The following is a 14,944-nucleotide window of genomic DNA, read 5'->3' on the forward strand; positions in this document are numbered from 1 at the left end:
TTAGCTTTCTATACTGATATTATAAATTATATCGTGTTTTACATCTTTTATAATTTCAAAAGGATTATTATCATAGGTCATTTCATCAGACTTTAAATACTCCTTGGGTTTAAATCAATGGGCTATTCCGCCGTCAATTCTTATTTGAAAAGAAACTTCTTTGGATTTAAAATCGAAATACCTGTAGTGTGGAAGTATTTGTTCTTCTTCTGCATTTAAATCAAAAGATAAAGATTTTGAAAGCTTCTCTAAGTTATGCTTATAGTCTAATAAGTTTTGGTAATTATGAATGATGTAATAAGGTCTACCATCATGAGAAGAAAGATTATTTCTAATAAGTAAAGATTGAAAATAGCTCACTTTATCTGTTTATGGTTTCCTTAGTTCATCAAACTTTTTTTGCATTGTGGGATTATTATACGTCAGTTTCTTTATGGTTAAATCCTCAGCTTTATCATTTGCCAAGCGTAGGTTCCGCTCAGAAGATGTTAATGCTTCTTTAATTTTATTCAAGTGTAAAATACTTTTATCTATCTCTATAATGGCTTCGCCAAACTGCCTTTTTGCAAGGTCGAAATTTCGAGCGAAACCTGTTTTAAAGGTTTCAATTTTCTCCTCAAAATTGGTAATATCAACATTCTGATTTCGAACGATATTCAATTCAGCTTTATACTCGAGAGATTTCATTCCGGCATTGCGTAATAAAGTAATCATGGGGATAAAAAACTGTGGACGGATGACATACATTTTTTCGTACTTGTAAGATACGTCTACAATACCGGTGTTATAAAATTCATTGTCCGCTTCTAATGCAGAAACTAGTACGGCATATTCGCAACCTTTAACCTTTCTGTCCTTATCAAGTTTGGCGAAAAAGTCCTCATTCTTCTTCTTAGTGGCCGTTTGGTCATTTTCGTTTTTCATTTCGAACATAATGGACACAATTTCATTGCCGGCATGGTCCATTTCCTTAAAAATGTAATCACCCTTAGACCCGCCAGAGGCATCATTATCTTTTTCAAAGTAAGCTCCTTGGAAGGCTGTTGCTCTAAGTTTATTGAACTCAATTTCACAATGCTGTTCAAGTGTTTCACCCAACATTTTGGTAGAAAGCCTTTGCTTGTAATCTTTTAAACGCTCAATTTCTTCATCGCGATATTTAATCACTTGATCTTTAGACTCCAATGCTCTTTTAAAATCGGCTTCTAGAGACCTTTCCAGATTTTCTTTTTCAGCTTCGTTTAATTTTAAATCGTTGGCCAATTGATCCCTTTCCTTCTCAATATCTTTTAATGCTTTGGAAAGTTCTAGCTCTTTTTGGGATTCTACATTCTCCAATTTAGACTGCAAGGAGCGAATTACATCTTGTTTTTTAGAAAGCTCAGTAATTAGTTCTGATTTACTACTATGCTTTAAAGCATCGATTTCCTTTTCCTTTTCAGCCAATTGTTTTTGGAATAAATTTGATAATTCAGACTCCTTTAATTGCAAAGCTGTTACCTTTTCTTTTTCTACTAGGGCTAATCTATTTTCTAAATCAGCCTGAAACTCTCGGTCACGAACTTGTTTTACGATATTGCCATATATAGCATCATCTACTTTAAAAACTTCTCTACAATTTGGACATTTAACGGTATTATCACTACTCATAACTAACAATTTAAAAGGTTACAATGCAAAACTAGTATTTTAATACGCATAGTATTTGCATAATTATAATTTGGTAATATTTTGAGCCTTAGAATTATCATCAATTGTAAATTTTATTGTATCACCGGCAACAAGATTTAGTGAGGTCACAAAGCGGGGGTGCACACCTATGCTTACAGTATTTATGTAAACTGTACCCCATCCATTAGGTTGTATTTCATAAATTTCAGTTATTTCATAATCCTCCTCGTTAATATCAATTTCAATTTCTTCCCAGAATGATTTGTTCTTTTCGACATCTCCATTCTCCTTAATATAACTATCAAACCAGATAAGTACATCCATTAATTGTAAAGCCAATGAATATAGTAGATAGGGTGTATTCACTTTATTACGATATGCCTGAATGTTAACGGTTTCAGTACTTGAAAGAGTAGTTGTATGAGAAGCTGCACCGGTTATAAATATAATATTTTTGACATTTTCGGATATGATTTTTGGAAAATGGGTCTTAGTACATCTCACTTTTAAATGCTTTGTGTCTTTCCCAGATAGAAATAGTGATGATTCAGAAAGGTTAACTCCATCAGCCCCTTTTTGTACACAATAATCGTGTAACAAACCTACTGCGTTGGTCATTCTAAAAAGAATTTCTAGTATTTTTCTCAAAGATGTAAAATCATCAGAAAAATTAAAATCTAAACCCCTCATGCCTTTAAAAATTGCCATAAATGTATCTCTTGACTTATCTGGATAATTTTCTAAAATGTCAAAAAGTTTTTGGTTTTCATGCTTGATTTGAAGATCTATTTGTTGATCAGCTTCTATTTTTATGTTTTTCAACAATTCCTGAACATCATCCGGATTCTTCTTATTGTAACACCTTAATTGAAACGCTTCAAGGATTGGGTTAGTAACATCTGTAAAATGAGTCTGGCCAGACAGCACAAAATATGGAAATACTTTCTTTGGAACCAATTCATTTAATTTTTTAAGTGCAGATCCCAAACCAGCTGGATTTGGGGTTTGAGAAGTTTCATCTTCAAAAAACAAAGCATCTAATAAAACAGCATCATAAAAATTAATATTTGTTGTTAAAGCACTGAAGCCCTCTTTAAAATTACTATATCCATGAAGAATAATTTCTTGGTTTTCAGCTAGTAAAATAAAAGTCAAGAGAGCATCATCATCATGCTCATCGTCAATCCAAAGTATATTATATTTTTTACTCATATATTTTGACTAATTGGTAAAATAAATGTGACCATCGAGCTGTATTCAGAGTTAGTCATTTGAGGTTCAATATTTAGGGAATCCCTACCATTATTATGTGCTTTCAGAATTTCATTAACCTCATAACCTCCAAGCCCTCTGTTGCGACTCTGGCCAGCAGAAAAGTTTTTTCTTTTATAATCGTCCAAATTAAAATCATTTGGAAAAGCCCTACCGGTATTAAAGAATCGGACTTCGACATAAGACTTTTTTTCATCAATGTCATAATTATTAGCAAGCGCTTCCTCCCTGCTGCTTGTAAAAGGCAATACTTCAATAGTTATCTTATTTCGTTGGTCTTTTTTTGTAAAAGCATGTCGATTTGCGTTATCCATTAAATTCGCCAGAACAATCTTTAACTTTTGATAATTTGCCTTTATAAGTACATTATTATCCATCAACTGTTTAATATCATCATGAATATCAAGTTCTAGGCTAATATTACCATTTAAACTCTTCTTTTCATCCTTAACAAATTCTTTTAAAAACTTCAAAAGGTTCAAATCTGTTAAATCAAAATTTGAAATGCTCACCAGAGCAGTATTTTTATCCGTAAGTTCTTGTATATATTTAATATTTTTTGAAATAGACTCAAATGCATCTGCAAGAGTGAATCCTCTTTTTTGACTAATTATATACTCTTTCCATTTAGGATCAAGATTTGATAACCCTGATTGAATAATTTCTAGTGAAGATCCAATACTTAAAAGCGGCTTACCTAGAACATGACTTAACGACGTGGAGCTTTCGGTATCTTCTTTTCTAATACCACGTAATAAATTTTGTTTTTCAAGTTCAATTTCTTGAAATTTACTGGACAGATCCTTGACAGCACTTACTTTAGCTCGTTGTTCTTCTAAATGGGGAATCTTGAACTCAATGTTCCTTAGATCTCGTCTCGATATATGGGATTGAAAATCACCAACTCTAAAGGCTTTTAACTGATCTTTTACATAATCTGCATGAAATTCGTTTATCAGAAAAATGGGATCTACAAAAGAAGTGTCTATTCTCAAAGCTAAAACAGCATTAGATATACAGATGGAATGACCGTTATATTTGAAGTACGTCGGTTTAAGATCATTACCTATTACTGAAATTAGTATACATGATTCTTCAATTACTTTAAAAGTTCCTCTTTCAACTCCTTTTGGTTTTAGTTCCTCTAGGTTCAGTTCACAATTAAAAATGTCGTCTTTCAGTTCTCTCACTTGAATTTGAAACATTTTACTTCCTACCGGAGCTATAGGTCCAGTAATAATGGAAGTGAAACCAGAAAGTTTAACGCCATTAATTTTTTTAAGAAAATACCTCTCTACCGATAAATCGAATTCATTTTTAGCAATTTGGTTTTGATCAACATATCTCAATGAATCATCCTCTACATCCTCTTCAAGAATATTCTCTATTTTTTCGATATCTAGTCTTTTAAATCCTCTTCCTTCAATATGGTACAACTGTGAGGCCTCAACTAGCCTTACGTAGCCTGGTCTTTTTTGCACTGGGCTAAAAACCACAATACAAACAGCAACTGCGGTATTGTAAAAAAGACCTGATGGCAAAGAAATTATAGTGTCTATGAGATTATTCTTGATCAAATGTTTTTTGAATTCATAATATTTTCCTGATCGTGTAAAAAGGAAAGACAAAGGTAAGACCGTAATTAATTTCCCTCCAGGTTTTAATGAGTTTAAGCCTCTATCAACAAGGTAGTTTCCAATGTTGCTAATTCTATCTCCTGTGAAGAATGAATAATAATCTTTGGAAATGAGAGATCTAAAAGGAGGTGTTGCAACTACCAAATCATACTTTCTGTAAGAATCCCAATTATCAATCGAATCATCATTCAAATAGGTATAGGTCTCATTTAGGTTATGAGCTTTTAACCTTAATTGCCCAACAGCCCAAGTAAACTGATTGATTTCCTGCCCATAATACTTTTGATGATCATTTAAGTGAATTCCATAAGAGGCAAAACCAGCAAATGGATTGTAAATAGAAGCATCTTCTGGCAAATCAGCTAGGGTCAATGCTAATCTTGTGATTTCGAGTGGTTGAAATGATTCCCCTGATTTTTTACCTTGAAAAGCTGCTATTTTTTTTAATAAATATTCAAATATATCTTTGAAATTTTCTTCAAGTTGAAATCTATTTACCTCCCTGAAAGCACTTAATAAATCATAAAGATTTTGCTTGCCCATGTTTACAATAAATCGCTTGAAAAATGGAAAAATCTTTTGATAAAATAAATCATTTTTAGCTGACCATAAGAACTTAAGGTCAACATCTACCGTATCTTCTACCTCATCAAATAGGCCATCTTTAAACCCAGATAACAGAAATAATATTATATGCGGATCATTGTCATGATAAGAATTTCTTAATCTACCGGCACAATTCCAGACATGATTTGCTATTTTGTAAACAAATGTCCTTTTACTATCATTCATAGTTTCTTGCAACTAATTTTTTGATTTCACGAAATAAAAGCAAAAATACGCACAGTATTTGCATAATTATTCATCATAAAATTTAAACATTTTTTCGGAATGCTCTTTTAAACTTAATCTAAGACTCTCCGGTTCTAAAACTTCTACATCAGCCCCATATGACAAAATTTGCTGGACCAATTCATGATTCGGAATGCACTCAAAATAAACTTGGTCTTGCTTGTCTTCATCTAGGAATGTATCCGCATCTGGATGAAATGGCTTTGTTGTAAAATGATGCATCCTCGTTTTGCTGTGAAATTTTAACACAACTCGCTCTTTTGGTCTCTTTTCCTTTCGAATACCAACTATTTCCCTAAAGTAATTGTCCCAATTTGTCTTAGATTCGATATATGCTACTTCATCTTGTATGACCTCATAATCGATTAGTCGCTCTTCATCTAAAGGAATACTCCATTCAGTATGATTATTTGTGGCATTTAGGCCAAATACAAACCATCGTCTATTATACTGTTTTAGTAAGTAAGGATGGAATTCGAAGAACCAGGACCCATCAGTATTAAAACCCCTGTATTCGACTTTAAGAACTTGCTTTTTCCTAATGGCATCAGCCAAAGGTTTCAAATATTTTATCCCTTTATATTCTTCATTATGATCTAAATACATAATTTTATTTAAACCTTTTTCATCTTCTTCTTCTAACTGAAGTCTTACAAGAGCTTGTGATATGCTATTGTATTTTGGATGTTCTTCGAATCGTTGCAGTAATCGAATGGCAGCATCTACTAAGTATCGCTCATATTCTAATAATGGTCGTTCAGCAATTGAAAAATTAGGATCAGAATACTTGTATGTTCTTATATTAGGTGGTAGTGGCGCATTAAATCCGTCTTCCTTTTGTCTAAACACTTTTAAGTCATTGTCCAACTGCCGCATTGCAATTTGTTCCCCATCATATGCCACTTCAAGCTTTTGATTCAAATGATCCTTTAGTTCCTCCTTTGAAAGGGCTAATTTTCGGAAACAAAAATCTAATATATTATATCGGTAATGTGCGTGTTTACTGAATGCCATTGTATTATAATTAAAGTTATAGAGCTATTCGCTTGTATAGGTTTTGATCATTGTAAAATTATCCTAAAAGACTCATCGAAATTACTAAATGGAATGAAGTTAGATTTATTTAATTTCACATATCATCGTCATAATATAAATGCTTTATAAGAAATAAATATACTATTTAAAATTCTTTAAACCTCAAATTCTAATAGCACGCTTTTTAAATATTTTTTTAACAAGATTAATGTTGTAAAAATGTATTCAACTTAGAGGGATATGATATTGAACTAAAATAATCATAAATAATTTTCCATGAACTATTCAATCGTACATAAATCGTACAAATCATAAAAACAAAAATCCGTAAGTCATTTATAATAAAATGATTACGGATTTTATTAGTGGTCCCACCTGGGCTCGAACCAGGGACTTTCTGATTATGAGTCAGATACTCTAACCAACTGAGTTATAGGACCGAAATTGGAGTGCAATATTACTACTTATTTTAATTGTTAGCAAGAAATTTTATTTCTTTATCTCTTGACATAACTCAATCAAAACACCATTCGAGGTTTTGGGATGTAAAAACGCTACCAGTTTATTATCCGCACCAAGTTTTGGCGTTTCATTCAAAACAATAAAACCTTCTTTTTTTAAGCGACCTATTTCTGATTCAATATCATCCACATCAAAAGCTATGTGATGAATGCCTTCGCCTTTCTTTTCAATAAACTTGGCAATAGGGCTATCGTTTTTTGTAGCTTCCAATAATTCAATTTTATTATTACCTACTTTAAAAAATGATGTTTTAACCCCTTCGCTTTCAACTTCTTCTATCTTGTAGTGGGCCTTGCCAAAAAGTTTAGAAAACAATTCGTTGGAATCATTTAGGTTTTTTACGGCTATTCCAATATGTTCAATTTTGTTCATAGGAATTTCATTTTATGTTTCCGAGACATCGAAAATCTATATTACAGTTAAGATACAAATTATGTGATTCAAAAGTAATATAATCTTTAAATATCCCTTATTTTTGTAACCTAAACTCTAAGGGGGTTTTAAAATTTATATTTTGGAAGAAACTCAAAGACAAAAAAAAATAGGGTCTGTTTTACAGCATGATTTAGCTGAGGTTTTACAAAACGCTGCCACCCATGGTGGTATGCGTGGGGTTTTAATTTCGGTAACAAAAGTAAAAGTAACTGTAGACTTATCGGTTGCCAAAGTGTATTTGAGTATTTTTCCAAATGACAAAGGCAAAGAACTTCTTCAAGGTATAAAATCAAACACGCCTTTAATAAGACACGAATTAGCACAACGTACCAAAAACCAATTAAGACGCATGCCAAATTTGGAGTTTTTTATTGATGATTCCCTAGAATATATTGACAAGATCAATAAATCTCTAAAAGGTGAGGAAAACCCTATTAAGGACCCAACCATTCTAGACAAACGAAAAAAATCTTAACCTTATTTTTCAATTATTTTTACCCGTTTTATTTGTTTAAACTTTTCAAGAATCTATGGTTCCATATTTTAAGCAAATCAGCGGGAAATAGCCATCATATCCCAAATGCCCATTATGGGTTTTCAAATGAAAAAATTCATGTACTTTTAAAGCATGAATGTGTCCCTTTACATAGCAAAACGGTATTTACGATCAAAAAGCAGTAATAACGCTATTAATTTTATCACCAACATAGCGCTTATTGGGGTTGCTTTAGGTGCTGCTTCATTGTTTATTGTGCTTTCTGGTTTTGCTGGTTTAAAGGATTTTACCTTGCAATTTTCAAGTGTGGTAGACCCCGACTTAAAAGCTGAAACTTCCAAAGGAAAATCCTTTTTTTTAACGGAAGATGACATTTTCAAACTTGATGCTTTAGATGATATAGCATACTACTCAAAGATTGTTGAGGAACGTGTAATTATTTCTTCTGAGGATAAAAACACATTGGCAACTATTAAAGGTGTTGATGAGCATTATGAAGACGTTGTAAATACAGATACCATTTTAGAATATGGTCATTGGATTGAGCAAAAGTCCAATCAAATTGTGGTGGGTTGGGGCATATCAAATAGCTTATCTCTTGGTATTTTAGATTTTACCAAGCCCATAAAAATATATGTGCCTAAACCTGGAAAAGGACAAATTACCTCAACCAAAAACGCCTTTAATTCGGTAAACGCCATTAGTGTTGGAGTGTTTTATATAAACGAAACCCTAAACGATGAATATGTTTATGCTCCCATTGATCTAGCGAAAAACTTATTAAACTATAAACCTAACCAAGTGTCTTCATTGGAATTTAAACTTAAAGAAGGCGTTGATGAAGAATCTGCCAAGGCTAATATTAAAGCTATTTTAGGAGACAAAATTATTTTAAAAAACAGAGCACAACTTAATGATGCATTGTACAAAATGCTAAACACCGAAAATCTTGCGGTTTATTTAATATTCACTTTGGTTTTAATTATTGCATTTTTCAATGTTATTGGGTCTTTAATCATGATGATATTGGATAAAAAGAAAAGCTTAAATACGCTTTTTAACATTGGTTCAACCGTTAAAGATATTCGTAAAATTTTCTTTTTACAAGGTAGTTTAATGAGTGTTGTAGGTGGAATTGTAGGTTTAATATTGGCCTTTATCATCATATTTCTTCAGAAATCTTTTGATTTGGTAATGATAACCCCTACCCTCGCATACCCCGTTACCATAAAAATTGAAAACTTTTTTATCGTGTTTTTTACTATTTCTGTTTTAGGTATTATAGCTTCTAAAATTGCTTCTATTAGAATTACAAAATCTATGGTGCAAACCCAATAAATTTGTGGAACTACTCGGTGAATTGATAATCGCTAAATTTTTCTAAAACTTCGTCGAAAGCTGAAAATACGTCTTCAGGTTTATCGCTGGTTACCATTTTGGTTCGGTATTCTTTAAAATGAGGGATCCCCTTAAAATAATTCGTGTAATGCCTACGGGTTTCAAAAACCCCTAAAACCTCCCCTTTCCAGTCAATAGACATTTGCAGATGTCTACGAGCAGCTTCAACACGCTCTTCAATAGAAATAGGCTCTAAATATTCTCCCGTTTTGAAAAAATGTTTTACTTTTTTAAAAAACCAAGGATTTCCAATGCTGGCACGACCAATCATGGCGCCATCCAATCCGTAACTATCTCGCATTTCCATGGCTTTTTCTGGAGTATCTACATCGCCATTTCCAAACACAGGAATATGCATTCTTGGGTTGTTTTTTACTTGGGCAATAGGTTTCCAATCGGCACTTCCCTTGTACATTTGTGCACGAGTACGTCCATGAATAGCTATGGCTTTACAGCCTACATCCTGGAGTCTTTCGGCTACTTCAACAATTCTTATCGAATCATGGTCCCATCCCAAACGGGTTTTTACAGTAATAGGAATGCTAGTACGTTTAACCATTTCAGCGGTTAATTGTTCCATCAAACAAACATCCTTTAATATGCCAGCACCTGCTCCCTTGCTTACTACTTTTTTTACTGGACACCCAAAGTTGATATCGATAATATCTGGATTGGAAGCAGACACAATATCGATGGTTTGAAGCATACTATCTAGATTAGCTCCAAAAATTTGGATGCCAACCGGACGTTCTTTTTCATATATATCCAACTTCATAACACTTTTAGCGGCGTTACGAATAAGCCCTTCGCTCGAAACAAACTCGGTATAAACCACATCGGCTCCTTGTTCTTTGCAAAGGGCGCGAAAAGGTGGGTCACTTACATCTTCCATAGGCGCTAATAACAATGGAAAATCAGAAAGTTCTATGTTGTCTATTTTTACCAATTAATTTGTTTTTGCGCAAAATTAAGGTTTTTTCTTGTACCGACTCATTATCCAAACCCCATAAAAGCCTAAGAACAATTCTCCAACTGTTCCTAAAATGAATAATAGGGTCGGAATGCCATCTGTAAAAAGGCTAAAAAATCTTCCAAAACCTAAGCCCAGCATGAAGATGATATTGGATAGTAGCGCTGGTTTGAAATAATTAGTTTTAAAAATTCCAAAAACCCACAACAAAGAAAAACTCAGATACATTCCCATGGTAGCCTTAAAAATGTTGTGTTCATCAACAGATTTTAAGTTAATATCAAATAGTAACTCAGGATAAAAACCATAAATAAAGGCTATGGGAACAACCACCATAATAGAAACCACTAAGGGTGATTTACTGATTAATTGCTGATTGGGAATTGGCATTTAAAATTCTATTTCGGCTTCCACCATGTTTCCATTTCTGTCAACAACCACCTTGGTTTTATCTCCTTCTTTAAAGGTTGCCAAAACTTTCATGTAGCTCATCATATCTGTAACGGTGCTATCGCCCAATTTAACAACAATATCTCCTTTTTGTAAGCCTGCTTTTTGTGCTGGTTTATCTTCACTAATACCATCTATTCGCATGCCCTTACCATCAAACATGTAATCTGGTATCACACCCAATCCTACTTTAAATCGTGGGGTTTCTTCGCTTTCATTTTTTGTTTTTCTAAAAGGTAATTTTCCGTTGTCATCCAAATCTGAAATGACTTCAAAAATGTAGTTCGAAATGGTTTGCATTCCTTCATAATTCAACTTTTCGAAATCATCCGTTGGCTTATGATAGTCTTCATGCTGCCCTGTGAAGAAATGTAAAACAGGAATATCAACATTGTAAAAACTGGTGTGGTCACTGGGGCCAATGCCCGATTCATTTTGAATAAGTTTAAATCTGTTATTATGGGCGCTCAAAGTCTGTTTAAAAATCGGTGATGTCCCAACACCATAAACTGCCAAAGTACTATCGGCTTTTAATCTGCCAACCATATCCATGTTAATCATATAATTGGCTTGATCGTTATTTATGGTTGGATTTTTAGTGAAGTAGTTAGACCCTAATAAGCCCATTTCTTCTCCAGAAAACGTGATGAATAAATAGTTGTTGCCTGTATTGCTTTCCTTAAGCTTGCTTGCCAAATTTAACAATACCGATACGCCACTGGCATTATCATCAGCTCCGTTATGAATTTCTTTGGTTTCGCCTCTGTACAAACTGCCTTCTGCCCCATAACCTAAATGATCATAATGTGCTCCTATTACCACGGTGTTTTCAACGTTATTATCAATAAACCCAATAACATTCGTTCCTGTAATAGTACTATCGCCATCTTTAACCGTGTAGCTCACTTTTTGATGTGGATTGGTTTTTGGCTTAAATGAAAACCTCTGAAAATAGCCTTCGTTTCCTTTGGGTTCCAAGCCTAAATCTTCAAAACGTTTTGCTATGTATTCTGCTGCTTTTTTCTCTCCTTCAGAACCTGTTTGTCTGCCTTCCAAAGCATCACCAGATAAATACATGACATCGTCTTTAATACTTACGGTTTTTGAAGAATTGGTTTTACACGAAACAAGAAACACTAAAAAAATGATGGTGAGGATGTTTTTCATTAGGATATGCCTTAATTTTGTACAAATTTAGTTAATAACTTAAAATGAATCGAATATATATTATGGTTTTAGTTTTTGCATGTATCAGTTGCAAAAATCAGACAAAAACCATAGAAAAAACAGAAGACCAAGTTGAGGTTGAAAAAGACTCTTTAATTTATCCAGAGGAAACCCATTTTAAATCCATTCGGCAAGTCACTTTTGGTGGCGATAACGCCGAGGCCTATTGGAGCTTTGATGATAAACAAATCATATTTCAATCAAACAATAAAAAATGGGGCGTGAATTGCGATCAAATGTTTTTAATGAATGCCACCGACACGTTTACAGATAGTATTGCACCTCCCATGGTAAGCACGGGAATGGGCAGAACTACCTGCTCTTATTTTTTACCCGATAACAAGCACATTATTTATGCATCTACCCATTTAGGTAATAAAGATTGTCCCGATACACCTTTACGTAAAAACGGAAAATATATTTGGCCCGTTTACGATACATTTGACATTTTTGTGGCCGATTTAGAAGGCCATATTGTTAACCAATTGACACATGAAAAGGGCTATGATGCTGAAGCTACCGTCTCGCCAAAAGGAGACAAAATTGTATTTACCTCAACCCGAAGTGGCGATTTAGAATTATATACCATGAATTTAGATGGTAGCGATGTAAAACAAATAACCAACGAGTTAGGTTATGATGGTGGCGCTTTCTTTTCTCCTGATGGCACAAAAATCATCTTTCGTTCATCCCGACCAAAAACCGAACAAGAAATAAAAGAATACAAAGAATTATTGGCCGAAGGCTTGGTAGAACCAACCGATATGGAACTTTACATCTGTAATGCAGACGGAAGCGATTTACGTCAATTAACCGATTTAGGAAATGCCAATTGGAGTCCGTTTTTTACTCCTGACGGTAAAAAAATATTATTCTCTTCTAATTTTGAAGCAGAACGTGGGTTTCCATTCAATTTATATTTAATTGATATTGATGGAAAAAACTTGGAACGCGTTACCCATGGCGAAACCTTTGATGCCTTTCCTGTTTTTTCAAATGATGGTAAATATTTAGCGTTTTCATCTAATAGAAATAACGGTGGCGGCCGCGATACCAATTTATTTATTGCAGAATGGCAAGATTAATGGCTAGAAAAAATTCACTAAATAGCGCAATAAATAAACTATCTTTGCCAAATCTTTTTATGGAGATGTTGCTATGAAAAACATTAGGAATTTTTGCATTATTGCACATATAGATCACGGGAAAAGCACACTTGCAGATCGCTTGCTTGATTTTACAGGTTCGGTTACCGATAGGGAAAAGCAAGACCAGTTATTGGATAACATGGATTTAGAGCGTGAACGTGGTATTACTATCAAGTCGCACGCGATTCAAATGGATTATGAATACCAAGGTGAAAAATATGTTTTAAACTTGATTGACACCCCTGGCCATGTGGATTTTAGTTATGAAGTGTCCCGTTCCATCGCAGCCTGTGAGGGTGCCCTATTAATTGTAGATGCCGCCCAAAGTATTCAAGCACAAACCATTTCTAATTTATATTTAGCTTTAGAAAACGACCTGGAAATTATTCCTGTATTAAATAAAGTGGATTTACCAAGTGCTAATCCAGAGGAAGTTACCGATGACATTGTTGATTTATTGGGTTGTAAACCAGAAGAAGTAATTCATGCCAGTGGTAAAACTGGCTTTGGTGTTGACAATATTTTAGCGGCCATTATTGAGCGTATTCCAGCCCCAAAGGGCGATCCAAATGGACCTTTACAAGCCTTGATTTTTGATTCCGTTTATAACACCTTTCGAGGTATTGAGACCTACTTTAGAGTGTTTAATGGTGAAATCAAAAAAGGACAACATATAAAATTTGTAGCTACTAAAAAAGATTATTATGCTGATGAGGTAGGTACTTTAAAGTTAACCCAAGTTGCCAAACAAAGCGTGAAAGCTGGTGATGTTGGTTATTTAATAACCGGTATCAAAACCGCTAAAGAAGTAAAAGTTGGTGATACCATTACGGATTTCGCAAATCCAACTACCAATATTGTTGAAGGTTTTGAAGATGTAAAGCCCATGGTATTTGCAGGTATTTACCCTGTAGATACTGAAGATTATGAAGAGCTAAGAAATTCCATGGAAAAACTTCAGCTTAATGATGCGTCTCTTGTGTTTCAAGCTGAAAGTTCTGCGGCTCTTGGTTTTGGATTTCGTTGTGGTTTCCTGGGTATGCTTCATATGGAAATTATACAAGAACGTTTGGAGCGTGAATTTGATATGACGGTTATTACAACGGTTCCCAACGTGTCGTATTTAGCTTATACCAATAAAAACCCAGAAACTCCAATAATAGTAAATAACCCATCAGACCTTCCTGAACCTTCAACCTTAAATCGTGTTGAGGAGCCATACATTAAAGCCACCATTATTACCAAGGCTGATTTTATTGGAAATGTGATGTCTCTTTGTATCGAAAAACGCGGGAACATAACCAATCAAACGTATTTAACACCAGAACGTGTTGAACTAACTTTCGAGATGCCTCTCGCTGAGATTGTTTTCGATTTTTATGACAGACTGAAAACGGTTTCAAAAGGCTATGCCTCCTTTGATTACCATCCAATAGGGATGAAAACATCAAAATTGGTACGATTAGACATTTTGTTAAATGCACAACCTGTTGATGCGCTTTCAGCGTTAATACACGCTGATAATGCTCAAAATATAGGCAGGAAAATGTGTGAGAAACTAAAAGAATTGATACCTCGCCAACAATTCGATATCCCCATTCAAGCGGCGATTGGGGCAAAAATTATTTCCAGAGAAACCATAAAAGCACTTCGTAAAGATGTAACCGCTAAATGTTACGGTGGCGATATTTCCCGTAAACGAAAATTGCTTGAAAAACAGAAAAAAGGGAAGAAGCGTATGCGACAAGTTGGTAATGTAGAAATTCCCCAGCAGGCCTTTATGGCTGTTTTAAAATTAAATGATTAATAAAAAACCCATCTAATTAGATGG

13 protein-coding genes and 1 tRNA gene are annotated in these 14,944 nt (G+C 34.0%); 4 read left to right on the plus strand and 10 right to left on the minus strand.

Going from position 1 to position 14,944, the window contains the following annotated elements:
• Positions 1-114: 114 nt before the first annotated feature.
• The 7 genes from ABD963_RS02380 to mce form a co-directional block, all read right to left on the minus strand.
• Positions 115-360: a hypothetical protein gene (locus ABD963_RS02380; RefSeq protein WP_345275334.1), complete on the minus strand. Its 246-nt coding sequence runs from the start codon at positions 358-360 to the stop codon at positions 115-117.
• A 9-nt stretch (positions 361-369) separates the two neighbouring features.
• Complete coding sequence (locus ABD963_RS02385) at positions 370-1,650, minus strand: DUF2130 domain-containing protein (protein ID WP_345275335.1); 1,281 nt, start codon at positions 1,648-1,650, stop codon at positions 370-372.
• Positions 1,651-1,713: 63 nt separating this feature from the next.
• On the minus strand, positions 1,714-2,883 hold the full coding sequence (locus ABD963_RS02390; RefSeq protein ID WP_345275336.1) for a hypothetical protein: 1,170 nt from the start codon (positions 2,881-2,883) through the stop codon (positions 1,714-1,716).
• Positions 2,880-5,123, minus strand: coding sequence for an N-6 DNA methylase (locus tag ABD963_RS02395; RefSeq protein WP_345275337.1), 2,244 nt, complete (start codon positions 5,121-5,123; stop codon positions 2,880-2,882). Before ABD963_RS02395 ends, ABD963_RS02390 begins: the two co-directional genes overlap by 4 nt.
• A gap of 315 nt (positions 5,124-5,438) precedes the next feature.
• Positions 5,439-6,446 (minus strand): helix-turn-helix transcriptional regulator, encoded by a 1,008-nt coding sequence (locus tag ABD963_RS02400; protein ID WP_345275338.1) that lies wholly within the window; start codon positions 6,444-6,446, stop codon positions 5,439-5,441.
• A 387-nt stretch (positions 6,447-6,833) separates the two neighbouring features.
• A tRNA-Ile gene (locus ABD963_RS02405) sits at positions 6,834-6,907 on the minus strand.
• 49 nt (positions 6,908-6,956) lie between these two features.
• Positions 6,957-7,361 carry a methylmalonyl-CoA epimerase gene (mce, locus tag ABD963_RS02410; protein ID WP_345275339.1) on the minus strand — a complete coding sequence of 135 codons (405 nt, stop codon included), beginning with the start codon at positions 7,359-7,361 and terminating at the stop codon, positions 6,957-6,959.
• Positions 7,362-7,503: 142 nt separating this feature from the next.
• On the opposite strand from mce, the gene rbfA reads away from it, so the two are divergent.
• Together rbfA and ABD963_RS02420 are read left to right on the plus strand one after the other, a co-directional pair.
• The gene (rbfA, locus tag ABD963_RS02415; protein WP_345275340.1) at positions 7,504-7,899 is read left to right on the plus strand and encodes a 30S ribosome-binding factor RbfA; all 396 of its coding nucleotides are present in this window, start codon (positions 7,504-7,506) and stop codon (positions 7,897-7,899) included.
• A gap of 153 nt (positions 7,900-8,052) precedes the next feature.
• Positions 8,053-9,258, plus strand: coding sequence for an ABC transporter permease (locus ABD963_RS02420; RefSeq protein WP_345275341.1), 1,206 nt, complete (start codon positions 8,053-8,055; stop codon positions 9,256-9,258).
• A gap of 10 nt (positions 9,259-9,268) precedes the next feature.
• Here ABD963_RS02420 and dusB read toward each other — a convergent pair whose 3' ends face one another.
• From dusB to ABD963_RS02435, 3 genes are read right to left on the minus strand one after another with little or no spacing between them, the layout of a single operon-like run.
• Complete coding sequence (gene dusB, locus ABD963_RS02425; protein WP_345275342.1) at positions 9,269-10,264, minus strand: tRNA dihydrouridine synthase DusB; 996 nt, start codon at positions 10,262-10,264, stop codon at positions 9,269-9,271.
• A gap of 21 nt (positions 10,265-10,285) precedes the next feature.
• Positions 10,286-10,678 carry a DUF4345 domain-containing protein gene (locus ABD963_RS02430; RefSeq protein ID WP_345275343.1) on the minus strand — a complete coding sequence of 131 codons (393 nt, stop codon included), beginning with the start codon at positions 10,676-10,678 and terminating at the stop codon, positions 10,286-10,288.
• On the minus strand, positions 10,679-11,905 hold the full coding sequence (locus ABD963_RS02435; RefSeq protein WP_345275344.1) for a M28 family peptidase: 1,227 nt from the start codon (positions 11,903-11,905) through the stop codon (positions 10,679-10,681).
• 44 nt (positions 11,906-11,949) lie between these two features.
• On the opposite strand from ABD963_RS02435, the gene ABD963_RS02440 reads away from it, so the two are divergent.
• Together ABD963_RS02440 and lepA are read left to right on the plus strand one after the other, a co-directional pair.
• The gene (locus tag ABD963_RS02440) at positions 11,950-13,050 is read left to right on the plus strand and encodes a TolB family protein (protein WP_345275345.1); all 1,101 of its coding nucleotides are present in this window, start codon (positions 11,950-11,952) and stop codon (positions 13,048-13,050) included.
• Between the two features lie 73 nt (positions 13,051-13,123).
• On the plus strand, positions 13,124-14,920 hold the full coding sequence (gene lepA / locus ABD963_RS02445) for a translation elongation factor 4 (protein ID WP_345275346.1): 1,797 nt from the start codon (positions 13,124-13,126) through the stop codon (positions 14,918-14,920).
• Positions 14,921-14,944: the final 24 nt, after the last annotated feature.

Source organism: Litoribaculum gwangyangense (assembly GCF_039543505.1).
Taxonomy (GTDB): domain Bacteria; phylum Bacteroidota; class Bacteroidia; order Flavobacteriales; family Flavobacteriaceae; genus Litoribaculum; species Litoribaculum gwangyangense.

Coding starts and splice junctions, on each gene's coding strand:
- ABD963_RS02385 (WP_345275335.1), bottom strand. CDS start 1,650: ATGAGTAGTGATAATACCGTTAAATGTCCAAATTGTAGAGAAGTTTTT.
- ABD963_RS02390 (WP_345275336.1), bottom strand. CDS start 2,883: ATGAGTAAAAAATATAATATACTTTGGATTGACGATGAGCATGATGAT.
- ABD963_RS02395 (WP_345275337.1), bottom strand. CDS start 5,123: ATGGGCAAGCAAAATCTTTATGATTTATTAAGTGCTTTCAGGGAGGTA.
- ABD963_RS02400 (WP_345275338.1), bottom strand. CDS start 6,446: ATGGCATTCAGTAAACACGCACATTACCGATATAATATATTAGATTTT.
- mce (WP_345275339.1), bottom strand. CDS start 7,361: ATGAACAAAATTGAACATATTGGAATAGCCGTAAAAAACCTAAATGAT.
- ABD963_RS02420 (WP_345275341.1), top strand. CDS start 8,053: ATGAATGTGTCCCTTTACATAGCAAAACGGTATTTACGATCAAAAAGC.
- ABD963_RS02430 (WP_345275343.1), bottom strand. CDS start 10,678: ATGCCAATTCCCAATCAGCAATTAATCAGTAAATCACCCTTAGTGGTT.
- ABD963_RS02435 (WP_345275344.1), bottom strand. CDS start 11,905: ATGAAAAACATCCTCACCATCATTTTTTTAGTGTTTCTTGTTTCGTGT.
- ABD963_RS02440 (WP_345275345.1), top strand. CDS start 11,950: ATGAATCGAATATATATTATGGTTTTAGTTTTTGCATGTATCAGTTGC.
- lepA (WP_345275346.1), top strand. CDS start 13,124: ATGAAAAACATTAGGAATTTTTGCATTATTGCACATATAGATCACGGG.